Raw genomic sequence first — 24,579 nt, 5'->3', positions numbered from 1 at the left:
AATGGAGAATTTTGGATTAGCGAAACTTACGCAGGTATTTAATCCCAAAGCCAAAATCTAAAATTGCATGATCAATGACTACAAAATGACTAAAATATGAACTTTATTTCCATCTTTTATGGGCTGTTTTTATTGAGTGTGCTGGGAATTTACTGGTCTGTAAATCACCAGAAATTGCGGTTGTGGACTTTGCTGATTGCTAGCCTAGTTTTTTATGCATCTTTAAATGTCCAGTACATTCCATTATTGTTAGCACTGACTTTTATTAACTTTCGTGTGGGGCGAGAGATTGGCAAAAATACTTCACCAGGACAATATGCTGTTGACTGGCAAATTTCTAATGAAGAGTGGCAGTTTGCCAATGCTGACTGGAATCGTCGCCGATTGAAGGTATTGTGGTTGGGTATATTTTTAAATGTTGTATTGTTACTCGGCTTTAAATATTTACCTGCTGTTCTCAAATATGTTTTCAATTGGCAAATTAATTCGCCAGATGCAAGTTTTAAATTAATTGCACCTTTGGGAATTTCATTTTTTACCTTTGAATGCATTGCCTATTTAGTAGATATCTATCGTGGGGCGCCGGCTACTGATGATTTTATCAAGTTTGCTACGTATAAATTATTCTTTGCTAAACTAATTTCTGGCCCCATTACCCGATACCATAGCCTAGCAACTCAATTCAATTCACAACAATTTCCCACTGCTGACAGAGTGACACACGCCTCCTGGTTAATTGCTAAGGGCGCAGTCAAAAAAGGTATTTTGGCCGATAATTTGGGAATTTTCGTTGATTTATGCTTTGGTAACTTACAACGGGCGGGTAGTGGTGATTTATGGTTGGCGACATTTGCCTACGGTTTGCAGTTGTATTTAGATTTTAGTGGTTACGTCGATATTGCCCGTGGTAGTGCTTTACTCTTTGGCTTGGTTCTACCGGAAAATTTTGACTTTCCTTACTTCAGCACTAGCATTGCCGAATTTTGGCGGCGCTGGCACATGACTTTGGGAGATTGGTTACGCAACTATATTTATTTTCCTTTGGGTGGTTCGCGTCAAGGCTTGACTCGTACTTGCTGGAATTTATTGATTGTGATGCTGATTGCGGGTATCTGGCACGGCTCGTCTTGGGGTTTTATTGTTTGGGGTGTGTTCCACGGTTTAGCTTTAGGGGTGCATCGTCTGACAGATGTAACGAGCGATCGCTATGAAAGTCTGGAACATTTCTGGCAAAATCCTCTAGGGATAGTTGTGGCTTGGTTCTTAACTCAATTGATGATTTTTACCTCTTGGATTTGGTTCCGCCTTCCCAATCTCCAAGACTCTTCTTGGGTAATTCGGCATCTTTGGGGCCATACTGCTGATGCCCAGTTTGCTCAAAAGGTTTATGTAGAAGCTCTAGATATGAGCCAATATCAACTTACTTGGATGCTAGGGACTTTAGCCGCTTTTATGGGTATAGTTTATGCCTTTAATGGCAAGCTGAAGTTAGAGTTCAACTGGCCCGTCAAGCTTGTATTCGTACCCCTATGCTTTTACGCTGTGTGGTTACTCGCTCCCGAAGGCAGTTTACCTTATATCTATTTTGATTTTTAAAATTACCTCATGGTTATATAAGTAAATATAATATCTCTGCCAAAAAGAATAAAAAAATAATACGTCGAATAACGTAAATACATGTTAAGTTTATTAGAACGGACGCACGAAAAATGCGTCTAATTCATTACATTCATTAGCAATCATAGAAATATGACCACTACCTTACAACAGCGTCAAAGCGCTAACGTATGGGATCGCTTCTGCGAGTGGATCACCAGCACCGACAACCGGATTTACATCGGTTGGTTCGGCGTTCTCATGATCCCAACCCTACTAGCTGCTACCACCTGCTTTATCATCGCCTTCGTTGCCGCACCTCCAGTAGACATCGATGGTATCCGTGAACCAGTAGCTGGTTCATTGATCTACGGAAACAACATCATCTCTGGTGCAGTTGTTCCTTCATCCAACGCTATTGGCTTGCACTTCTACCCAATCTGGGAAGCTGCTTCCTTAGATGAGTGGTTGTACAACGGTGGCCCTTACCAATTGGTAATTTTCCACTTCTTGATCGGTTGCGCTTGCTACCTAGGTCGTCAGTGGGAACTATCTTACCGTTTAGGTATGCGTCCTTGGATCTGTGTAGCTTACTCTGCGCCTTTGGCATCAGCTACAGCAGTATTCTTGATCTACCCCATCGGTCAAGGTTCATTCTCAGACGGTATGCCTTTGGGTATCTCCGGAACCTTTAACTTCATGATCGTGTTCCAAGCAGAACACAACATCTTGATGCACCCCTTCCACATGTTAGGTGTGGCTGGTGTATTCGGCGGTTCTTTGTTCTCCGCAATGCACGGTTCCTTGGTAACTTCATCCTTGGTACGTGAAACCACGGAAACCGAATCACAAAACTACGGTTACAAATTCGGACAAGAAGAAGAAACCTACAACATCGTTGCAGCCCACGGCTACTTCGGTCGGTTGATCTTCCAATACGCATCATTCAACAACAGCCGTTCCTTGCACTTCTTCTTGGCTGCATGGCCAGTAATCGGTATTTGGTTTACCGCACTGGGTATCAGCACAATGGCGTTCAACTTGAACGGTTTCAACTTCAACCAATCAGTAATTGATTCTCAAGGTCGCGTCATCGCTACTTGGGCAGACGTAATCAACCGCGCTAACTTAGGTATGGAAGTAATGCACGAGCGTAACGCTCACAACTTCCCCCTAGACTTGGCTGCTGGTGAAGTTGCACCTGTTGCATTGACTGCACCTGCGATCAACGGCTAATCTTCAAAGCTTAGTTGAATAAGAAACGCCTCCTGGAAATGGGGGGCGTTTTTTCATGTATGTATATTTGTGGCGTAACACAGATTCCTCGTCTCCCAGCAACTTTTATTAATATAAATTTTGAAACAATAAATTGAAAAATTCCCAGATATTATGTACACCTGAGATTAAGAGCCGGAATTAAGTTCCCTTTGTTCACACCATCTCCCTGGGGAAATTGATGAGTAGCATTTTGAGTGTGAGGCAATTCACAAAGGTTCCGGTGATTAGGGAGAAGGTATTTGGCGAAAGTATGTGAAAACAGGAATTTTCTCAACTTTTAGAACTTGAGAAACTTTGTTGTCAGCATTTAACAAATAATACAGCCATGTCCACAACTCTAAGAAGAACCGAAGGCGGTAACCTGTGGGAACGGTTTTGTCAATGGATTACTAGCACCGAAAATCGCATTTATATCGGCTGGTTCGGCGTAATCATGATTCCTACTCTGTTGACCGCTACTATCTGTTTCATTATTGCCTTTATTGCTGCACCTCCCGTCGATATTGACGGCATTAGGGAGCCAGTTTCAGGTTCTCTGTTATATGGCAACAACATTATTACTGGTGCTGTTGTACCGACATCCAACGCTATTGGTTTACACTTCTACCCCATGTGGGAAGCTGCTTCTATAGATGAATGGCTTTACAATGGCGGCCCTTATCAGCTCATTATTTTACATTTTCTCATTGGTATTTTTTGCTGGTTGGGTCGGCAATGGGAGTTAAGCTATCGACTGGGAATGCGTCCCTGGATTTGTGTGGCGTATTCTGCACCTGTAGCGGCTGCAACTTCTGTGTTCTTAATTTATCCCATTGGTCAAGGTAGCTTTTCTGACGGAATGCCTCTAGGCATTAGTGGTACCTTTAATTTCATGTTCGTGTTCCAAGCCGAGCATAATATTCTCATGCACCCCTTCCACATGCTGGGTGTAATTGGGGTGTTTGGTGGCGCGCTGTTTTGTGCGATGCATGGTTCTTTGGTAACTTCTTCTCTAGTCAGAGAGACTACTGAAATTGAATCACAAAACTATGGTTACAAATTCGGGCAAGAACAAGAAACCTATAGTATCGTAGCCGCTCACGGTTATTTTGGTCGCTTAATTTGGCAATATACCAGCTTTAATAATTCACGTTCTTTGCATTTTTTATTAGCTGCTTGGCCTGTAGTAGGTATTTGGTTTACGGCTTTAGGTATCAGCACAATGGCGTTTAACTTGAATGGATTTAATTTCAACCATTCAGTTCTTGATTCTCACGGTCGTGTAATTAATACATGGGCCGATGTGCTAAACCGTTCCAACCTGGGTATAGAAGTTATGCATGAGCGTAATACTCATAATTTTCCCCTAGATTTGGCTAGTGGTGAGGTTATTCCCGTGGCGTTGATTGCACCTGCAATTCATGGTTAATCAACAATTTTAGTTACATATAGCGTGTTGCAACTGAGTGAGGTACATTGATAGCTTGCGTAGTGTAGTTATAGACATTAAAAAATACGGTTAAATATCTGTACATCATGAATATGAAAACGCTATCAAAAGGGCCTCCTGAAAACAGGAGGCTTTGTTTATGTGGTTGAATTATGAGCAACAGTTTGTAACCACAAACAATATAAACAGGTGGCTACAAAATTAATAAATATTGATTACAACTATTTGCTGCATACTTGTTTAAGTTAAGGTTGCAAATCAAAAGTTAAGGTAGGAAATTCTAAAGTTAAGTGCTAAAGTCATTAACTTTTCTATATCGACCTTTGCAGATTTAAAACTTATAAATAAATTATCAACTCTAGGAAATACCAAACAAGGATCAAACGATGTAATTTGTATAGTTTCCAGTAAATGAAAAAAATCTAATTCATGCAACGAATTAGTATCTAGTATTGACATTAGCTCATTACTACGGTATGGCAATACAAACAGATAATTTATTGACTTCGACTCTAATTTAACAATTTGTTCACTAATCAAAAATCAAAAGGACATGAAACTATGGCACGTTGTACTATTGATGCAGTAAACGATCCAATGGGAGTACCCTTATATCCTTCTATTAATTCAATGCATCCTTTCACATATTTAAAACAAGGAACTGAAGTTGGTACTCTCGGTCAACCCCGAAATAATAGACAAGAAATTTATACAGTTCTTAAACCAGAAAATAAGGGATGGGTCAATACAGCAAATTTAATTTGTCCGGTCATGAATCAAACCCTTATTTCTGCCGTAAAAAGTGGATTAACAAATTCATCATCATTCAGTCAAACTTCACCAACATCAGGGAATTTAACTGCTATTGACTCAAGTCTTTCATACAACAAAAGCAGTATTCCCACCGACTTAGTATTGGCACATTCCAATACAACTTTATTTGCTCAAGCTGCTACTAAAGGTGTACTCAAACAAAGGGGAGTGAATATAGATGATCCTAATTTCTACAAGACAGAAACATACTACAAAGAGTTTGTTACTCAACTTACAGAACTCGGATTTATTGTTGAGAATGTAGCTGATGACAAAGTTAACAGAAATACCTATTCTGGCGAAGTGAAGATATCAGAAATCCTCACAGATATTGTTGGTCTTTATCTGGGAGCAGAAGCCTTTGCTGAATTTAAGGATTTGATGTCAATCATTCCGAGTGCGAATGATGACAAAGTTTCTAATTTCTTGAACTTTTGGTGGTCTAATGCCAAGTTTACTGATTCAGAAAGTCGGTTTGCAATAGGGCCATTAGAAGATGTGAATGGCATGCCAACATCAACAATAGTTCACTACTCATTCGACATATATATGCGTGATTGGCGTTCTTTGTTTGTTTCTTATCATCATGAAAAGTTCGATGTGTACAGCACAGCGATTAAGCTAACACTTGATATGGATATTTATCATAGTGTGCAAGATATGATTACAAATGCACTCAAAGGGCAAATTGCCAATCATATCAAGCATGTTCCTTTAGATTTTGGTAACTAGAATCCCCAAATTTACTAGTTCTCAATAGAAGGGTGCGTGAGACTAAAAATCTCACGCATTAGGCACAGAAAGTAAACATTTTTGTAGTATTGTTTTACGGGTTGTGCGAATTATCTAATGCTTTAAGTAATGCCTGGAGTTTAAGTTGCACTTCGGCAAATTCTTTATCAGGATTAGAACCGGCAACTATACCTGCACCAGCATATAGTCTAGCGCGATCGCCATCTATTAATGCCGAACGAATGCCAACTATAAACTCACAGTTACCGCTAGCATCTATCCAACCTAGAGGCGCAGCATATAAACCCCTCTCGAAGCTTTCATAACGACGAATTTCTGCACAGGCAAAATCTCTAGCTGCGCCAGCAACGGCTGGTGTGGGATGCAATTGGGAAACAATCTTTAATGGGTGTACATTCACCGGAACTATGGCGCTGATTGGTGTCCATAAATGCTGGATGTTCGATAATTGTCTCAGGCGCGGTGCTAATACCTGGGGTAACAAACCTAGCTGGGATAGGCGTTGTGTAATGAAATCAATTACTAATGCATGTTCGTGTCTTTCTTTGACACTATTTAATAAGCGATTAGCATTAGCAGCATCTTCAACTGGTGTTTTACCTCTGGGTGCGGAACCAGCTAACGCATCTGTGATTAACTTTTGGTTATTAATACTAATTAATCTTTCTGGACTAGCTCCAATAAAATTTTGTCCTTTACCATTGCTAGTAGAAAAAATATAACAATTAGGATGCATTTTGCGGAGATTATCTAATGATTTAAATAAATTAAATTGACTAGATGAATTTACATCTAAGGCATTTGCTAGGACAATTTTATTTAAATGACTAGACTGAATTTTTTCTAAAATTGATACAACAGAACGTTTAAAATCTGTAGCATTAGTTACAGATTTTTTATTAAATTTTGACTGCAAAGAATCCAGATTAGTTGAGTAATATTCTAAAGATTGAATTAGTTCAATTTTGCTATGCAAATTTTGCAATATTTTTTCTATATTCACACTGGCGTTGATCAAGATATTTTTGATTAATACGCAGCGCTGATTTTTGACAGTGATTTGCCAACTAGGTAAAAAAATGGTGGCACAGGGAAATGGGTAATCAGCTTGAGTATTTTGATCAAAAAAGCTGAAATAACAAAAAAAGTGAGGTTTAGCAAAAGATTGATTAGTGCTACCAAAATTAATTATATTTTTTAGACAAGATTTGATAAAATATTCAGCCTGAGTAAAGCGCTCTTTTCCATCAATTTCTAATTTTGCTACAGTATCAATGGCCGCGATCGCTTCCCCTTTGCCCTGGTTCTCAAAGTAAAAATTTATTTCATTTGCTTGCGTAAGTTTATCTAATACAACTAGGGGATCTACCCAGTCAATATCCAGCGAAATACTCACAATTTGCCGACAATTATTTTTGAGGCAATTTTCCTGAACGGTTAAGAGAAATTGGTATAAATCTTTGTATTTGACAAAGAAGTTGCTGCGACATGGTGAAACTGTCATGGATCTAGCAATAGTAAACTTTTTTTAAGTTAACTTCCTAAGGTGTATTTAAACGTGGTCGTATTTCTACAGGTAACATATTCAGTTACCACTTCACCAGAGTATGGTTTGCTTTGTTTATGGTGTTCCCAGACGCTGATCAGACATACTTAGTTTTGGGTTATATCCCGGTTACTGATGGGAGGTTCACCAGCCCGCACAAAAGCACTGGTTATCTATGATCTGTAACTTTCCATCTATGAGTAAGGTTTTGGTAATCTAATTAATTAAGACTGATGACTACAAAGCAGGTTTCACGTCCTCAGATTAAATTATGGATGGCGGCAATTAAACCGCCGATGTACAGCGTGGCAATAATGCCTATTTGGGTAGGAACAGCAATAGCGTTTGCGGAAACCAAAATTTTTAATGTAGGAGTATTTTCTACTTTTTTTGGGGCGGCAATTTTAATTCTGGCTTGGGAAAATATCAGTAATGATGTTTTTGATTCCGAAACAGGAATTGATGCAAATAAACGCCATTCCTTAGTGAATTTAACTGGCAATAAGCTCTTAATATTTTGGTTAGGAAACTTGTGTTTGGTTTCCGGTTTGTTAGGGATACTAATGATTGCTGTTTGGCAAAAAGACCCGACTGTCATCGGCATAATTTTGCTGTGCTGTGCTTTGGGTTACACCTACCAAGGGCCTCCTTTTCGCTTAGGATACCAGGGTTTGGGCGAGATTATTTGTTTTTTTGCCTTTGGGCCTTTGGCAGTGGCAGCAGCATATTATAGTCAAACTCAAACTTGGTCAATGACCAGTTTAGCCGCCTCAGTAATTGTGGGCATTACCACCAGCTTAGTTTTGTTTTGTTCACACTTTCACCAAGTTAAAGATGACATAGCAGCAGGCAAGCGATCGCCTGTGGTGCGTCTGGGTACAGCCAAGTCCGCTCAACTCTTATATTGGTTTACAGGTAGTATTTATCCCCTGACTTTACTATTTGTGGTGTGGGGAATATTCCCAATTTGGACTTTGCTGAGTTGGCTGAGTTTACCTTATGCTTTCCAGTTATGCCTCCACGTCCAACAAAATCATCACCTGCCAGAAAAAGTCAGTAATTGTAAATTTATTGCTGTTAATATGCACTTCTGGTGTTGCTTTCTGTTGGGTGTAGGATTCATGCTGACAGGACGTTGATGGGGTATCTGTTTGATTTTCGTCCTTATCGGCGGCAATTTTTACAACCACTGGCTACCAGTCACGGGATGTGGCATACCCGCGAGGGGATAATTATTCGTCTTAGTGATGCGACGGGTAACTACAGTTGGGGAGAAATTGCCCCTATCAGCTGGTTTGGTTCAGAAACCCTAGAACAAGCTTTAGATTTTTGCCGCCAATTACCAAGAGAAATTACACAAGAAATCATTTTCTCCATCCCAGATAATTTACCCGCCTGTCAATTTGGTTTTGAATCAGCATCCTCCCCCCCACTCCCCACTCCCGACTCCCAACTCCCCAATTCTGGTTTATTACCCACTGGAGAAGCAGCATTACATCAATGGGAAAGGTTATGGCAGCAGGGATATGGCACCTTTAAATGGAAGATTGGCGTGGATGCGATCGCCAGCGAATTGGCAATTTTTGACATCCTGATTCACAGCTTACCGGCTACTAGCAAATTGCGATTAGATGCCAATGGTGGACTTAGCTATGCGGAGGCTAAACAATGGCTAGGAACTTGTGATAATTTCCACGCAAAGATTGAATTTATGGAACAACCATTGCCTGTTGAACAACTTCACCAGATGTGGGAATTGAGTCAGTGTTTTCAGACTGCGATCGCCTTAGATGAATCTGTAGCTACACTCCAGAACTTACAGGATTGCTGGCAACAAGGCTGGCGAGGTATTTTTGTCATCAAACCAGGGATAGCGGGTTCACCGTCTCGTCTGCGGCAGTTTTGTCAACAGCATAAAATTGATGCTATATTTTCATCGGTATTGGAAACGGCAATTGGCAGACAAGCCGCACTGCAACTAGCAGCAGAACTATCTCTAAAAAATAGGGCTGTGGGTTTTGGCGTTAATCATTTATTTGCAAACGAAGAAGAAACCTGGCTGCAATGTTTATGGAAAGACCTATAGTTTATCTACAAAATCTAAATAAACATGATTTTTTAATTGGTGACAACAATCATGAATTGCCGCACATAGCCACAGAAAAATATTTAGAACTCAAGCAGATATTAGCTACTGGGAAAACCCCCAAGATTATTTTATCTCAACCTGAACCAGTACAATTTATAGCAAGTTTTATCGCCGCTTGTGCAGCTAATTGTCATGTTTTTCTCTGTAACCCCAACTGGGGAAAACAAGAATGGCAACAAGTTATAGATTTAGTTCAACCAGACATTATTTGGGGAAAAGTTGAAAATTCCCCATCCCTCCCACTCCCGACTCCCAACTCCCGACTCCCTTCTTCCCACGCCCTGATCATGATTCCCACTGGAGGATCATCAGGACAAATTAAGTTTGCTATCCACACATGGGAAACTCTCACGGCATCTGTTCAAGGATTTACCGAATATTTTCAAATCCAGCAAGTAAATTCTTGTTGTGTGTTACCTCTATATCATGTCAGCGGTTTGATGCAATTTATGCGTTCATTGACCACAGGCGGTAAACTAGCGATCGCACCCTTCAAAGAATTAATATCTGGTCAAATCTTTCCTATTAATCCGGTAGATTTTTTTATATCTTTAGTTCCCACCCAACTACAAATATTCCTGCAAAATCCCCAATTAACTGCATGGTTAGCCCAATTTAACACCGTACTTTTAGGAGGTGGGCCAGCTTGGCCAGAATTATTAGAAAAAGCGAAATTTCACCGCATCCGGTTAGCACCAACTTATGGGATGACAGAAACAGCCTCACAAATTGCTACCCTCAAACCTGATGATTTTCTCAGTGGTATCACAAGTAGTGGTCAAATTCTCCCCCATGCCCAGGTAACAATTCGCAATCAAAATGGTGAAGTTTTACAGCCCAATCAAATAGGAAATATTACCATTCAGGCTCAATCATTAGCCTTAGGTTACTATCCCCACACCTGGGAAAATCAAAATTATTTACAAATTGATGATTTAGGTTTTTTAGACACCCAAGGTTATTTGAATATTATTGGACGTAGCAGCGATAAAATTATTACAGGCGGAGAAAATATTTACCCAGCCGAAATTGAATCAGCAATCCGCGCCACTCAAATGGTTAACGATGTGTGTATCATTGGCTTACCAGATAAACACTGGGGACAAGCAGTAACAGCAATTTATATTCCCAAAAACTCAAATATTTCCAGCTGCAAAATTCAAACTCACCTCACTCATCAACTCAGCAAATTCAAAATTCCTAAATACTGGATTCCGCTACCCACCTTACCACGTAACGCCCAAGGTAAAATCAACCGCCAACAACTACAACAAATAGCCCTAAAATTTTTACAAAACCTCTCTTGATCTTCTCCTCTCCGCGCCCTCTGCGTCTCTGCGGTTAGTTTCCAACCACTGCATAATTTCACTAGATAAATCTTGCTTATTTCTACTATTTACATCAATACAAACATGACGAGTAATTGCCTTAGCAACTACTACTTCAGCTACCATGATTTCGTAATTAATTTCAAATTTATTAACACTTATTTCTTGAGGAATTAAATTAATTTCTAACTTGTCCCCACAGAAAACAGGACGCAAAAAATCCACGTTAGCGTGAACAATAGGAAAAGCTACAGATGGATTAGTAAAAAAATCTTTGAGATTAATGTCCGAGGCGGCTAGAGACGCTTCATAAGCTTCATGACAAATACTCAAAACATTAGCAAAATAAACTACTCCCGCAGCATCTGTATCTTGGAAGTAAACAGTACGGTGATAAATAAAAGACATGTTGTTACATTTTAACCACAAATAGCAGACACTCAGCCCACTTTACCAACCAAATTTTACTTCAAAGGTTGATAGATATCTTCCGAACTAGGGTTGAGATAGGGACGCTGCAAATCAATGAAATGGTGGGCAAAATGTTGATCAATAGTTCTCATACGCTCCTCCATTGCATTCTTACCTTTTTGCCAAGCCTCCAACAAAGCATTGGCGAGAATTTGGCAACGGTTCATCCCAAAACTTTCCTGGGCGGCGAATTTTTGGGTGGGTTCTTCAGCTAAACCTAATCCTGGGGCTAAAAACTTGGTGAACAAAGGGATTTCGGCTTGAAAATAAGACTGATTCTCTGTATAAACAGCCTGAAGAATTTTGTGAATTGCTGGATAGTTTTGGGGTTCAAAGTATAATAACCCTGAGTCATAGCGTCCATAGGCCACAGGATTGTAGAGAACTTGAAAAGTAAAAGGAATATTAGCTGCATTTAATTGCTGCGTTAGTCCATCCATACAGGCGATCGCACCAGATGAGGTGAAATTAAAATAGATTCTTCCTGTACCTAAATCCGCGTCGGGGTTACCCTGCTTTTCTTGTCCAATATTACTCACTGCTAAGTAACAGCTATTTTGCAGACGATTTTTAGGCATCCAAATCGCCACGAAATCACCAGCTTTGGCAGATTTTTGGCTGGGCTGGAGATGACAATTTGGCTCAATATATAATGTCAAGCCGCCTTTAGTCACTGCCATACTACCATCTGGTTCCAGACGCAATATCTGCCAACTAGGGTCAAAATAACCTTTACCGTGATTGCTAGCTTGTAGTTGTTCGTAAAATTCCCAATCCACATCCAAAATAGAATTATTTTCTAAATTTTGGGGTGAAGAACAATTCACCTTCTCGGTATTGACTGCCAAAATGCTTTGTAGGGAACCATTGTAATAGATACCGTAGAGGAAATTCCGCAATAGCAAGGTGAGATATTTATGCTGTAAAGCCACCGAATTGTGCCGAAATCTGTCTGCTACTTTAGTGGGCAAAGCAAAAGGTTGATAATTGGGATGGTAAATACAAAAGTTGGCCTCGATTTGAATATTACTAGCAATATCGAGCAAAGAGGTTAGCAGTGGATTGGTAGAATAATCTAGCATTAATCGATTCAACAGTGTAATTAAAATTTAAAAACCTATGACCAACTTCTGATAATCAACAACCCCGCAAACGAGTTTTTTCGTAATAAAGACGAATTAATTGCGGTTCTTTTTCCGGCTGCGGCAGTTTATGGTCTTTTACCAAAGGGTTGAGAATTTCTGACTCAGAAACACCGAAGATACTCAGTACAGATTGTTCGGGTATAGTCAAGAGATTTTTCGCAACCTGTAGCTTACATATTTCCCCATTGCCAAAGAATTTACGGTGATTAATTGTTGCTTGAATTTGATGAATTAATGCCAACCCTGTAAACTGAATCACTCGCACTAAAAAATCACTGCGGTACTCCAAAATCATGGGGAAGGCATTCAAATAAGCCCGAATCAAAGCCAGTAAGGAAGGTTGCAGCACCTCTAACGGTGTCATTGCCAGATGCAGCGATTCTTCTAACTCAATGGAAGGATCTACTACCAGACTTGAAAGCCAAATTTCTAAATAACTGGCTAGGAGAGTTCCCAAATCAAACGCTGGATCTCCCCAAGCACAAGCTTCCCAATCAATTAGCCGCACCAAGCAATTATCTAATTGCTGCCAACGAGAATGAATTAAGATGTTATCTAATTTCAAGTCGTTGTGAGTCAAGCAGCAAGGTTGCCATTCATAAGCCAAATCTGCGATCGCAGATTCCAAACTCTCATAACGTTGATATAGAACGTAGAATTTCAGCGCTTCTGTGGGAACTGTACCAAAAATCTCTGGGCTAATTGAGTCTACCCCTTGGGCTGGATTGTAAAAGCTATAGCGAAACTGTCCTTGGGGCGCAGTCGCCATAAAATTACGATATTCTCGGTGTTGGAAAGTGGCACGATGTAGCCCCGCCAATGTGCTGCCAATAACAGTGGCAATCTCCGCCGGAAATTCATCGTTGTGGCGATAAACTCTACTTAAATCCAAATATTCACTTAAGTAGTTACGAACAAGGATGGAATTTTCCTCATCAAAATGTAGTATTAATGGTGCCATCGCCGAAATGTTACCTAATACTGGAAACTGTTGCCGCAATTGTTGAAATAGCCACTCATTAAAAAATTCATGGGGAGTGCCATCATTGTCAATATTCAGTTTTTGTTTAACCAGCAGTTGGCGATTATCTGCCAACTTCACTAGTAAATTAATATTATTCTGGCTACTTTCTAGTAACTCACATTCGTTAGAAGCTCCATCGGTTGAGCTACACACACCCACCTCTTGCAGATACTGGATAACGTTATGAGAAGACAGTGGTAATAACATGTATTATGTCCTACTTCGTAAAATTGCTGAGAAAATCACCTGAAGTTTAAGATTGATTTAGCTTTAGCAGTTTCGGTAGACAGCAACAAGGGTGTGAATATCAATCGTGATCGCTCTAATATATTAAATCTCATTTGTTAACTAAAAGCCTGCCAAAATGGCAAGATAAATTTATTTTTTAAGTAAGGCTTTGACACCCGATACTAATAAGTCTTTTATAATTTTGTTGAATTATATCCAGAGCTTTAAAAATTTATATTTTAAAAATTACATACATTTATCTCCGTATTATGGGATGATTGCAGAAAAATTCTAATTGTTTTATATCAAATTTTACAACTTTGTTTTTACTGATATGATGCTGCCAAATACAGCAATAAGTAATAATTAATCTCATTTTTGAGAGTGATTTTACCTTCACCAAATGCATTGAAAACCAATAGGCTAAACTTTTTCAGTTCACCAACACCGTAAAAATTACATACCACCCTATTTTTATTTATCATCGCCAACCGAATAAAACCGGATCTTTTAGGCAGTAAATTAATGATGTTTTTTTCAATACCATCGCCAAAATCACACACCTTCAAAGGGTGCGGCTATACAAACCAAGGCTATCTCCGGCGCTTGTAAGTATTTCAACCACCCAGGTAAGCTGAGTAAGGATGCCAACAGTATTTTTGCAGGGGAGAGGAATGGAAACGGGGTTTTTAAAATCCATCGAACTGACGCTAATTTAATCACTTCTAGCAAATTATTGTTTGGCGTCAGCCAAAATCCCATAAATAAAACCAAAAATGGACACAGAGAAATGATTAGTGTTCATCTGTGTCCATATGTATCGCTAGGCTAACTTAGCCAAAAATTATTCCCACTCGATGGTTCCAGGTGGCTTGGAGGTAATATCGTAAACCACACGGTTAACACCTTTGACTTCATTAACAATGCGGTTAGAAATTTCTTCCAATATATCGTAAGGGATGCGCGCCCAATCAGCAGTCATGCCATCTTCACTGGTGACAATCCGCAAGACAATGGGGTAAGCATAGGTACGTTGGTCACCCATGACACCAACACTACGAATTGGTAGTAATACAGCAAATGCTTGCCAAACTTCATGGTACAAACCACGTTTGTTAATTTCTTGGCGAACAATCAAATCAGCATCACGCAAAATGTTTAACCGTTCGGCGGTGACTTCGCCTAAGATCCGAATTGCCAAACCAGGGCCGGGGAATGGTTGGCGTTGGACAATTTCTTCTGGTAAACCAATGGAACGCCCAACTTTGCGGACTTCATCTTTAAATAGTTTCCGCAGAGGTTCGACTAGTTTAAACCTCAGGTCTTTGGGTAACCCACCAACGTTGTGATGACTCTTAATTTTGACTGCTACTCGTTCGCCAGTTTGAGGATCTACGTTGGTATCAGCAGATTCGATGACATCTGGATACAAAGTACCTTGTGCTAGATAATCAAAATGACCCAGGCGTTTGGATGTCTCTTCAAATACCCGAATAAATTCATGCCCAATGCGGCGGCGTTTTTCTTCGGGATCTGTAATCCCGTCAATCATTGCTAAGAAGCGATCGCGGGCATTGACATATTCGACGGGAATGTGAAACTGTTCTTTAAATAGCTTCAATAACCGTTCCGGCTCTAATTTACGCATGAAGCCTTGATCAATAAACACACAAGTCAATTGATCCCCAATAGCTTTATGCAGCAAAAAGGCTAAGGTGGAAGAATCTACTCCCCCAGATAAAGCCAAAAGTACCCGCTTTTCACCGACTCTAGACCGAATTTCCCGAATTGCTTCTTCTACAAAAGCCGCTGTTGTCCAGGTGGGTTCGCAATCGCAGATATGATAAACAAAGTTGCGAATTAATGGCAGACCACCAATAGAATGAACTACTTCGGGATGGAACTGTACACCGTAAAGTTTCCTTTCGTGGTCAGCAATGGCAGCACAGGGAGTATTCTCTGTATGGGCTAACACTTCAAACCCTGGGGGCATTTTGGTGACTGAATCACCGTGACTCATCCACATGGTGCTGCCATCTTCGACATTAGTTAGCAAGTCTGTGGGGTCATCTATATATAATGATGCTTTGCCATATTCACCCCGTGCGGCTTTTTCTACTTGCCCATCGAGCTGATTGACCATCAACTGCATTCCATAGCACACACCCAAAATGGGAATGCCTAAATTCCAGATTTCTGGGTCACAATGGGGAGCGTGATCATCATAAACTGAACTTGGCCCACCAGAGAGAATGATCCCTTTAGGATTTAATTTGCGTAATTGTTCAGATGTAGTGCGATAAGAGAGAACTTCAGAGTATACTTGAGTCTCGCGGATGCGACGAGCAATCAATTCTGAATATTGTGACCCGAAGTCGAGAATCACAATCATTTGACGATCCAGCCGCCCCAAATTTTCCATTTGAGGTGCTTGTTCGGTTTGTAGAGTCACCGCTGTATTCATGATGAGGGGAGTTGTGAATGTAAGGTAGATGGTCGCACTGTGGTCTAGTTAAACACCACTTATCGCCTGGTTTGGCTGGTAAATGGTTAAGAGATCCCCGAACAAACGCCAGGTAGAAAGCGTTTGCTAGCCAATGGTTATGGCATGGTCTTAAAAAAATAACTTATCTGAGAGTGCTTACTTAAAAAGATATTGATTTGGATTATTTATGATTATTCATAATAAATTAACACAATTTTTCGATTAAGATACAAGCAGTTTTGCTCTTTACAAGAATTTGACGATGGCGGTCAAAGAGAATTGAGCCACATACTGTGGCTGCGGCACCTCTTGTACTATGGCTTTGCATATATTCTTGGGAACGAGTATCGATAGTTTGCGCGATCGCCTGATAAACTTGATTCACCCAATCACTACCTGTGGCTGCATCTAAGGCTCTTAGGTATGTCAATGCTGCTTCGGCTGTCGCGCTGTGAAATACTGCTTGGATATGCGGTGACTGTAAACCAGCTAAGGCACAATGCGTCGTTAAAACCTCCCTACGTCCATCAGCCAAATGGTGATGAGTATGAAAAATTCCCGCAGCCAATTTCATCAATTTGCCGTGATAGCCAAACAATAAGATTTCTTTAACACCTAATACATCGGCTTCTACTAATAATGGCCCCAACCAGTTAGCCGTTTTTACCAGTTGTTCGGGATTAATACCGAGTTTACGCGCTAAATCTAAGCCATTCTCGCCAATACAAAATACCAAGCTTTCAAATTGACTAGCTTTGTGTTGCAATTCACTCCGAAAAGTAGCCAATTGTTCTGGTGTACTCAAAGGTTGAGAAATACCAGTTGTTCCCAACAGAGAAAGACCTTCCACCACACCAAACGCCGAATTAGAGGTGCGAACAGCAAGCGATCGCCCTTCTGGTAAAATGATTTTCACCGTGATTTTTTCACCGGTTGCTAGCATTCGTGTCAGATTCTCTGTTAGCAGCCTGTGAGCATAAGCATAAATCGCCGGCTTATCATTAGCATTTACTTGTTTACCGATACCTTCCCCACCTTGAATAGTTACAGTCTCCCCGTCGCCTTCTTGCCATTCCACCAGCGCCCAAATGGGGGTATTTCTAGTTAAATCGAGATTATCACCTGGTTCACTGCGGGTAATTGCCAAAGCCTGATTTTCAGAGAATCCAGCCACCTGTTCAATCGGTATTTCTGCAATTTCAGCAGGTTCCATCAAGTCTACCGACACAACAGTTAGGGGTTGACGATGGCGTAACCAGTGTAATGCAGCCACAGCAGAAGCACAGGCAAAAACAGGGAGAGTGTATCCAGAACGGGACATTTTGGAAGGGAGTGGGGAGTGGGGAGATGGGGAGATGGGGAGATGGGGAGTGGGGAACTCGGGGACCTAGTACCGCAAGGCGTAAATAGGCATACCATTTGAAATCGTCAAACAGCCTGTTTGACAAGCTTTTTGACTTTTGACTTTTGACTTCCGCACAGCGGTACTAGCCTCTAACTAAACACCAACTTCTAACAGCAAATCTTGCATAGCTTCCCAAGAAATTGCTCGTTGAATATAACGGGGGGCTTCAGGATTGTAAGGACTTCTGATGCGGTCAATACTAAGAATTATTGCGCCCTCTGGAATGACTGGTACATCCGCATCAAATGCTGTTGGACGCATTAAAGAACTAGAAAAGCCTTTAAACACAGCCACTTTATCTTGTTCATCGGCTATTTCTACTGTTACCAGTAAGACTTCTTGGGGGCGTTTAACGGTGTATTGTTCCAACCGCTTGCCAATAGAATTGTTCATTAAACAGGAAATTTACCACAAAAGATGAGTTACTGTTGTATGGCTGAACGTCCCTGTTTGCCCAGCTTGACGAGGACAAAGTAGGTTAAGTAAACCACATAAATTACCAAACCAACTATGCCCAAAAAGCCTAGAAAAGCTGGTGTACTGTTGTAGTGGAAATACTCTTTAAACATTAAAGGGGCTTCAAACCAAACTTGGCAATAGGGAGTTTGAATGGCGGTTTCTGAGAAAGCACACCCCACAAAAGGAACAAAGGCAATTGCACCTAAAATGGAATAAACCGTTACGCCCCAACGCCAAGAGGTAAAGATTAGTTTCAAAGGACTACTTGGTTGATAGTCAATTTCATCATTGAGATCCACCCAAAACCACAGGGAAATCGGTATCAATATCTGCCCGATCAATCCAGTAATAAAACTAACTGGGTACTGAGCAATCATCAAGTAAACTGTGATTGCCAACAGACTGGATACTCGCCAATAAATAGATAACAAGCGTTGCATCCCTTCTACTTTTTGGACAAACACCCAAATTAAAAGAATTAAGGGAATAATCACCATAAATAATACCGCCAGTCGGTAGTCCACCCAGACGAACGGGCGAAACCAAAGTTCTTGCATAGTTTTGTTCTCAGGCTATAACAAATTTGTATCTAGAGCAGCTATTTTACAGAAGCATTTGTCTGGAATTGAGGATGAAATATCAACTTTTCGTCTGTTGATCAAGTTTTTGATAACTCTATCTTATGACTTAGCCTAATTTCTAGTTGCAAAAAAAACAAGCAACGTGCAAATCCTCAACTGTAAATATCTTTTATCAGCCAGCTACCTGCGGGAGAGTTATGGAACTCACTCCGCAGTTATGAGCTAGTATGCCCAGACAAAGCTCAATATTTTCATTCTTAGGGGTCATATTTGCGGGTCATCACGATCCTCAATTTTTACCTCCTAAAACCACCCAAACCTAGAATTATCAACTTACTCCCATCAGTAGAGAGAAAAGATATTGCCAGGAGATGGATTGAGATTTGATCCAGGAATAAATCAAAAATGCCAGATATTTTAGTTACTTAGTGGATTTTAGTTGCTTGCCAATCAGGTGAAAAACAATTCACCAACTTATTTGCTAATCTTCGTAAACTCTGCACTCTGCTGCTTCTGGGTTATCATCACAGTACTGTTCTAGAGAATTTTTTGGCTTTTTGTTGCGTTGGTGGGAAGCTTCAGCTTGCAGCTCTTCAACTGCATCCCAAGCCGCCGCACATTCAGCAGAGCTGCTACCAGAAGTGTCACAAACTGTACGAGCTTGTTCTACTTCTGCTGCAATTGTCTCTTGGATTTTTCCTTGGGTATCGCTCATAGTTTAGTCTCGTTGTGTTGTTTTAGTACCAGTATAGAAAAAGTTTAAGAATGGCAACTTTTTGTTCTATCTTCAACTATTTTAACCACTTAAGTGTTACCTTAGTGTATTAGCATGATGATTCATAATTAATACAACATTTTAGTGGCTTACTTAGTATATCTATATCTATTTCTTAAGTTTTTATAGAGTCAGTACCACGAAAGTACAATCATACAATACATTGAGTACATCTGGTAGGGAATGACAACCCTAGTGCTGCTTTGCGGAAGTTCAGAGATGTTTATGCTATGGCTATAGCGCTGTTTTCAATGGGAATTTCTCTTTCCGCTGTGCTGTATTAGTGTAGTTGAGCAGAAGTAGCTGACCAGCTATTAAAGGTCAGAAATACTCGCTTCCTGGTATGAACAAGGCACTGAGGAGAGATCAAGTTGGCTGGCGTCAACTCTTGTAGGATGCAATTCTGCCCAGGATCGAAAATTCTCACCACTGGACTAACAAGAGGAAAAAGCCCAAAATTCATGGCAGACCAAATGCAGTGGGCAAATGCCCTATCAACCCGTCCTTCTTTGGAAGCAGCTATTACAGATGTGGTAGAACAAGCTGTCTCGATATTAAAAGTACCTGCGGATTTAGGGCTGGTATTTATTTCGTCTGCATTTGCCAGTGAGTATTCCCGGCTTTTACCTCTACTGGCTGAAAAACTTTCAGTACCTGTGATGATTGGTTGTAGTGGTGGTGGTGTAATTGGTACTACAGCTACCGGAGAAACTCAAGAATTAGAAGCAGAAGCAGCTATTAGCTTGACTTTAGCACATTTGCCAGGGGTGAATATACAAGTTTTTCATGTTCTGGCTGAAGAATTACCTGATTTGGATAGTTCACCAGATGCTTGGATTGATTTGATTGGTGTGCAACCATCTCCAGCACCCCAGTTTATTTTGCTGTCTAGTGCCTTTTCTTCGAGAATCAATGATTTATTGCAAGGGCTGGATTTTGCTTACCCAGGATCGGTTGTTGTTGGGGGACAGGCTAGTTCGGGGGGTTTAGGTGGTCGGATGTCACTGTTTTGTAACGATGACTCCGCTGGGCTGCATCAATGCTTGTATCGTGAGGGAACGGTAGGCTTGGCGTTAAGCGGCAATATTGTTTTAGAAACCATTGTGGCCCAAGGATGCCGACCCATCGGTGAGCCAATGCAAGTGACAAAAGCTGAACGCAATATCATCCTCGAACTAGATGAAAAAGTGCCACTGGTAGTATTGCGAGATTTGATTGCTAGTCTCAGTGAACAAGAAAGAATGCTAGCACAGCACTCTTTGTTTGTGGGCATGGCAATGGATCAATTTAAGTTGTCTTTGCAGCAAGGAGACTTTCTAATTCGGAGCATTCTAGGGGTAGATCCATCTGCTGGGGCGATCGCAGTGGGAGATATTGTCCGTCCTGGTCAACGCCTCCAATTCCACCTCCGCGATGCCGAAGCTTCGGCCGAAGATTTAGAATTTCTTTTAGAACGGTATAAAACTCAACAACTTGCCGAACCTGCTGCCGCTGCTGCTTTAATGTTTTCTTGTGTGGGACGTGGCCAAGGGCTTTATGGCAAACCCAATTTTGATTCAGAATTATTTAACCGCTACATCCCACATATCCCCGTAGGTGGTTTTTTCTGTAGTGGTGAAATTGGCCCTGTGGCTGGTACTACATTTGTACACGGTTATACATCTGTTTTTGGGATTTGCCGAGCAATGAACGATGGGGACTAGATGAGGGGAATGGAGTAGTGAATCAAGTTTTTTGATTTTTGACTTCCCCGCAGAGGAGATGAGAGTTAATCAACAAGTGAAAGAAGGTTACTCATCGTACTCATCGTACCTACTGGCTGCCTAATCTCCTGTGGTTGCCCTAATAGAAGGGTGGTGTTGTTATCAATCAAGTGAGGACTACCATCTGCGATCGCACCGTATGTTTGAAAATAGCGCCGCACCTTTGGGGGAAAATGAGGATAGTCTAATATGGCGTCGCCATCAGCGATATCTGCCCAAAAGTCACGCATAAAAGGTGCTAGTTCTTCTGCCTGGGCTAGAGGTAAGTTTAAGGGGTACTGAGTTAATAGTTTCAGCAAAAATGGAAAAGAGCGATCGCCCATCCACTGCTTTGATAAATGTTGCAGGTTCGGAAAATTAGGTGCTGTTTCTATGCGATGAGATAAAACTTGTAACCATTCTCTACCCTGTTTATCTTGACGAAACTCGAAAACACGATACGGGTGAGGATAACTCACTAAAGAACCAGTGGTAATGTCATATACTCCTTGTGAACAAGCGATATCTTGAATATGCAAATGTCCCGTAAACACTAGCTGGACTTGATAGCGTTGTAAGATTTGTAACAGTTGAGGCGAATTTTCCAGCATGTAGCGCTTGCCTAAGGGATGGCGCGATTGATGGGGTATATGCTCAACGACATTGTGATGCACCATTACTAGTATTAATTCATCTGTAAATGCTGCAAGTACCTCTTCTAACCAGCTAAGTTGTTGAGGATCTAAACGCCCAATCTGTTCACCCTGTTCATTAAAAAAGTTAGAATTTAGACCAATTAATCGGACTCCAGGCAACAATTGCTGTGTATAGTAAAGTTGCTGGGGATCAGTATAGCCAAATTGGCGGTAATAGTGCGGGAAATCGGCAAAAGCAATCGATTGTTGATTCGCCTGGAGTACGGGAACATCATGATTACCTGGAACAACATAAGTGGGAAAAGGCAGCGTGGCTAATCGTTTTTGTAACCAGAGATGATTTTCTGGTTCGCTGTGCTGAGTTAGGTCGCCTGGAAGCAAGAGGAAATCCAAATCCAGTTGTGTTAAATGTTCTATTGCACTTTCAAAAGCTGGGATACTAACCTCCACCAAATGAAATCGGCTAGGATGATCCCAAATAGTATGAGGAAGCGCCAGATGTAAGTCACTAACTACGGCAAAGCGAAAACTTAAAGACATTGATTTTGAGGTTAATTTTAAAAACAGTGCGGAAAAAACTCTTTTTTACAAAGTATAACGCTTGCTTTGAAAAACTAGAGATAGGGAACGGGGAACGGGGAAGGGTAACAGGTAAGAAGAAATCAAGGTATACTAAGTTTTGGCAAAGATTAAAGAGCAATATGATATGTAATAATTTTATACAATTAAGCTAATTGTGTTTCTTGATTAAGATAAGTTGCATGAGGCTGCTAATCATGGGTATGTTTAGCCAATATTAGTTTTAGCGGATAACTGAATAGAGTACAGATTGACATAGACTTGGGATGATTAGCTAATATATAATAAATTAAATTGCCGTAAAAATTTTTATCTTATAAATAATAAGAAGACAAAATATATTTTGTGAAATGTTAATTATTACGGAGTAACACTATTATTAATTAAAATTCTGTAAGTCGTTTAAATATACAGCATATTTGGTGTCGATGAGGTACATAATGGCATGCAAGATGCCTACCCTACAAGATTTACAATATGTGAGTCTGTATTTCATTTATTTGCAAAACGCTGTATTTAACAACATTTAAATTTGACATTGAAAGGAGTATCAATTTTGGCAGTTGTCCGAGTCCGCCAACACGTTAACCCCCTGGCCAAAAAGTATCAAACGCCAGCAAGTCCTCTAGACTGGGAAAAAGTCTATACTCAGCCAAATCAACCACTACATCTGGATATTGGCTGTGCTAAGGGCAGGTTTTTATTAAAAATGGCGCAAATAGAACCAGACTGGAATTATCTGGGCTTGGAAATTCGAGAACCGTTGGTAGTGGAGGCGAATCAGGTACGAAGTGAATTAGGTGTCACAAATCTCCACTATTTATTTTGCAATGTGAATAATTCATTGCGATCGCTATTATCTTCTCTGCCTACAGGAACTTTACAACGGGTGTCCATTCAGTTCCCTGATCCTTGGTTCAAAACCCGTCACGCTAAACGCCGTGTCGTACAACCGGAATTAGTGGCAGAACTAGCTAATTACTTAGCAGTTGGGGGGGTAGTATTTCTGCAATCAGATATAAAATTTGTGGCTGTAGAAATGCGCGATCGCTTTGCGGAAAATCCCGCCTTTCAGCAATTAGGTACAGGAGAATGGCTAGCCGAAAACCCTTTACCAGTAGCGACGGAAAGAGAAATAGGTACTCAAAACAAAGGAGAACCTGTTTACCGTGCTTTGTTTACTGTGACACATAGGCAGTGATCAGCGTTAGCAGCTTCCTACGGGGTAGAAATATGATCATTTTTTCCCCATTCCCTAGCTACTCACTTCGTACGGTAAGCGATGCGGAGACTTTGAACTAAAATTACCAGAGATGCGATCGCCATTAACCAACCCCAAAACCAGTAAGGTAACAGTAAATATTTTTGCATTTGTGCCGTATCAGAAAGTCCTAAGGGGCCAGCACTATAGCTAAATAAATAATTCAGTTGATGATATGTACTAATACAAGCTTGAACGCCGAGAAATTGAATAGCAAATCCCTGCATCCAATGGGGCGCTTTCAAAGAAATCCCCAAGATAATGAAACCTAGTAGAGGAATGGCGAACAATCCGAACCAAGAACGCACCCAAAATAATGTGGAAAGCAACAAAATACCTCCTAGTATTTTTAAACTCAGGGAGGCTGTAGTAAAACTCCGGGAAGCCAGAATTAATCCTGCACCGGCAATAGGGGGCCCCATTGGGCCTGCGGCGGCGACTAAAGCCGGGCCAATGGGCCACAAAGTCCGCGAGATGCTATAAGTTGCTACACCAGAACCATTACTAAAAATCTGTAATTGATGAAACTGTCCCCCTAATAGCAAAGCCATCAAGCCGTGACCCATTTCATGGAACCAAGTTGCCAGGATGCTAAACGGGTATAAAATATAATCGCCTCCTGGTACTTGCCACAACAAACTAGTTGCGATCGCCGCAGCAATTAGCCAAGTTAAACCCATGCGTTCTACTTCTGGCGGTGCTTCTCTACTGAGCAATGGTTCAAAATCTTTGCCTGGTTCCTTCATAAGTCACTTTCCTGAACGTAATTACCCTAACTACTGGAGTGTACTTTCTCCATCCTAGTGTACTTACAGAAATAGGCTAGTAGTCTGTCAAAAATTAATTGACGGATAAAGGCGCTTCAGTTTAATCCGG

The 24,579-nt window shown here is 40.7% G+C and carries 21 protein-coding genes; 9 read left to right on the top strand and 12 right to left on the bottom strand.

Annotated features, from left to right (window positions below):
* Positions 1-96: 96 nt before the first annotated feature.
* From ACM0OS_RS15020 to ACM0OS_RS15005, 4 genes are all read left to right on the top strand, one after another.
* Positions 97-1,596 carry an MBOAT family O-acyltransferase gene (locus ACM0OS_RS15020; RefSeq protein WP_414543994.1) on the top strand — a complete coding sequence of 500 codons (1,500 nt, stop codon included), beginning with the start codon at positions 97-99 and terminating at the stop codon, positions 1,594-1,596.
* Between the two features lie 153 nt (positions 1,597-1,749).
* Complete coding sequence (psbA, locus tag ACM0OS_RS15015) at positions 1,750-2,832, top strand: photosystem II q(b) protein (protein WP_414543993.1); 1,083 nt, start codon at positions 1,750-1,752, stop codon at positions 2,830-2,832.
* A 367-nt stretch (positions 2,833-3,199) separates the two neighbouring features.
* Entirely contained in the window at positions 3,200-4,282 is a 1,083-nt protein-coding gene (psbA, locus tag ACM0OS_RS15010) for a photosystem II q(b) protein (RefSeq protein ID WP_414543992.1), read from the top strand.
* Positions 4,283-4,864: 582 nt separating this feature from the next.
* The gene (locus tag ACM0OS_RS15005; protein ID WP_414543991.1) at positions 4,865-5,848 is read left to right on the top strand and encodes a hypothetical protein; all 984 of its coding nucleotides are present in this window, start codon (positions 4,865-4,867) and stop codon (positions 5,846-5,848) included.
* A 94-nt stretch (positions 5,849-5,942) separates the two neighbouring features.
* On the opposite strand, the gene ACM0OS_RS15000 is transcribed toward ACM0OS_RS15005, so the two are convergent.
* Positions 5,943-7,373, bottom strand: coding sequence for an isochorismate synthase (locus ACM0OS_RS15000; RefSeq protein WP_414543990.1), 1,431 nt, complete (start codon positions 7,371-7,373; stop codon positions 5,943-5,945).
* 275 nt (positions 7,374-7,648) lie between these two features.
* Here ACM0OS_RS15000 and menA point away from each other — a divergent pair, with 275 nt between their 5' ends.
* From menA to ACM0OS_RS14985, 3 genes are read left to right on the top strand one after another with little or no spacing between them, the layout of a single operon-like run.
* Entirely contained in the window at positions 7,649-8,554 is a 906-nt protein-coding gene (gene menA, locus ACM0OS_RS14995; RefSeq protein ID WP_414543989.1) for a 2-carboxy-1,4-naphthoquinone phytyltransferase, read from the top strand.
* A complete protein-coding gene (locus ACM0OS_RS14990) occupies positions 8,554-9,501 on the top strand; it encodes an o-succinylbenzoate synthase (RefSeq protein WP_414543988.1) in 948 nt (315 codons plus the stop codon). Before menA ends, ACM0OS_RS14990 begins: the two co-directional genes overlap by 1 nt.
* Entirely contained in the window at positions 9,486-10,871 is a 1,386-nt protein-coding gene (locus ACM0OS_RS14985) for a 2-succinylbenzoate--CoA ligase (protein WP_414543987.1), read from the top strand. Before ACM0OS_RS14990 ends, ACM0OS_RS14985 begins: the two co-directional genes overlap by 16 nt.
* Here the strand turns inward: ACM0OS_RS14985 and ACM0OS_RS14980 are convergent.
* The 9 genes from ACM0OS_RS14980 to ACM0OS_RS14940 all read right to left on the bottom strand — a co-directional run bounded on the left by ACM0OS_RS14980 (position 10,854) and on the right by ACM0OS_RS14940 (position 19,405).
* Positions 10,854-11,300: an acyl-CoA thioesterase gene (locus ACM0OS_RS14980; protein ID WP_414543986.1), complete on the bottom strand. Its 447-nt coding sequence runs from the start codon at positions 11,298-11,300 to the stop codon at positions 10,854-10,856. The two genes, ACM0OS_RS14985 and ACM0OS_RS14980, sit on opposite strands and share 18 nt — an antisense overlap.
* Before the next feature lie 56 nt (positions 11,301-11,356).
* The gene (locus tag ACM0OS_RS14975) at positions 11,357-12,445 is read right to left on the bottom strand and encodes a T3SS effector HopA1 family protein (RefSeq protein ID WP_414543985.1); all 1,089 of its coding nucleotides are present in this window, start codon (positions 12,443-12,445) and stop codon (positions 11,357-11,359) included.
* A 55-nt stretch (positions 12,446-12,500) separates the two neighbouring features.
* Positions 12,501-13,739 (bottom strand): phosphotransferase family protein, encoded by a 1,239-nt coding sequence (locus ACM0OS_RS14970; RefSeq protein ID WP_414543984.1) that lies wholly within the window; start codon positions 13,737-13,739, stop codon positions 12,501-12,503.
* Between the two features lie 347 nt (positions 13,740-14,086).
* Entirely contained in the window at positions 14,087-14,329 is a 243-nt protein-coding gene (locus ACM0OS_RS14965; RefSeq protein WP_414543983.1) for a hypothetical protein, read from the bottom strand.
* Between the two features lie 275 nt (positions 14,330-14,604).
* On the bottom strand, positions 14,605-16,224 hold the full coding sequence (guaA, locus tag ACM0OS_RS14960) for a glutamine-hydrolyzing GMP synthase (protein WP_414543982.1): 1,620 nt from the start codon (positions 16,222-16,224) through the stop codon (positions 14,605-14,607).
* Between the two features lie 226 nt (positions 16,225-16,450).
* Complete coding sequence (gene cbiD, locus ACM0OS_RS14955) at positions 16,451-17,566, bottom strand: cobalt-precorrin-5B (C(1))-methyltransferase CbiD (protein ID WP_414543981.1); 1,116 nt, start codon at positions 17,564-17,566, stop codon at positions 16,451-16,453.
* A 177-nt stretch (positions 17,567-17,743) separates the two neighbouring features.
* Positions 17,744-18,043 (bottom strand): hypothetical protein, encoded by a 300-nt coding sequence (locus tag ACM0OS_RS14950; protein WP_414543980.1) that lies wholly within the window; start codon positions 18,041-18,043, stop codon positions 17,744-17,746.
* Between the two features lie 29 nt (positions 18,044-18,072).
* On the bottom strand, positions 18,073-18,666 hold the full coding sequence (locus ACM0OS_RS14945; protein WP_414543979.1) for a DUF3177 family protein: 594 nt from the start codon (positions 18,664-18,666) through the stop codon (positions 18,073-18,075).
* A gap of 505 nt (positions 18,667-19,171) precedes the next feature.
* Positions 19,172-19,405 (bottom strand): Calvin cycle protein CP12, encoded by a 234-nt coding sequence (locus tag ACM0OS_RS14940; RefSeq protein WP_414543978.1) that lies wholly within the window; start codon positions 19,403-19,405, stop codon positions 19,172-19,174.
* A 521-nt stretch (positions 19,406-19,926) separates the two neighbouring features.
* On the opposite strand from ACM0OS_RS14940, the gene ACM0OS_RS14935 reads away from it, so the two are divergent.
* Positions 19,927-21,168 carry an FIST N-terminal domain-containing protein gene (locus ACM0OS_RS14935; protein ID WP_414543977.1) on the top strand — a complete coding sequence of 414 codons (1,242 nt, stop codon included), beginning with the start codon at positions 19,927-19,929 and terminating at the stop codon, positions 21,166-21,168.
* A 65-nt stretch (positions 21,169-21,233) separates the two neighbouring features.
* Here the strand turns inward: ACM0OS_RS14935 and ACM0OS_RS14930 are convergent, their stop codons facing one another.
* Positions 21,234-22,403, bottom strand: coding sequence for a metallophosphoesterase family protein (locus ACM0OS_RS14930; RefSeq protein ID WP_414543976.1), 1,170 nt, complete (start codon positions 22,401-22,403; stop codon positions 21,234-21,236).
* Between the two features lie 595 nt (positions 22,404-22,998).
* Here ACM0OS_RS14930 and trmB point away from each other — a divergent pair.
* A complete protein-coding gene (gene trmB, locus ACM0OS_RS14925) occupies positions 22,999-23,643 on the top strand; it encodes a tRNA (guanosine(46)-N7)-methyltransferase TrmB (protein ID WP_414543975.1) in 645 nt (214 codons plus the stop codon).
* Positions 23,644-23,705: 62 nt separating this feature from the next.
* Here trmB and ACM0OS_RS14920 read toward each other — a convergent pair whose 3' ends face one another.
* A complete protein-coding gene (locus ACM0OS_RS14920) occupies positions 23,706-24,449 on the bottom strand; it encodes a M50 family metallopeptidase (protein ID WP_414543974.1) in 744 nt (247 codons plus the stop codon).
* Between the last annotated feature and the right edge of the window lie 130 nt (positions 24,450-24,579).

Origin of the sequence: Nostoc sp. CCY0012 (assembly GCF_963920855.1) — a bacterium.
GTDB lineage: Bacteria > Cyanobacteriota > Cyanobacteriia > Cyanobacteriales > Nostocaceae > Cyanocohniella.
Note: the sequence above shows the minus strand (reverse complement) of the source record. Positions and strands in the feature narration are given on the sequence as shown.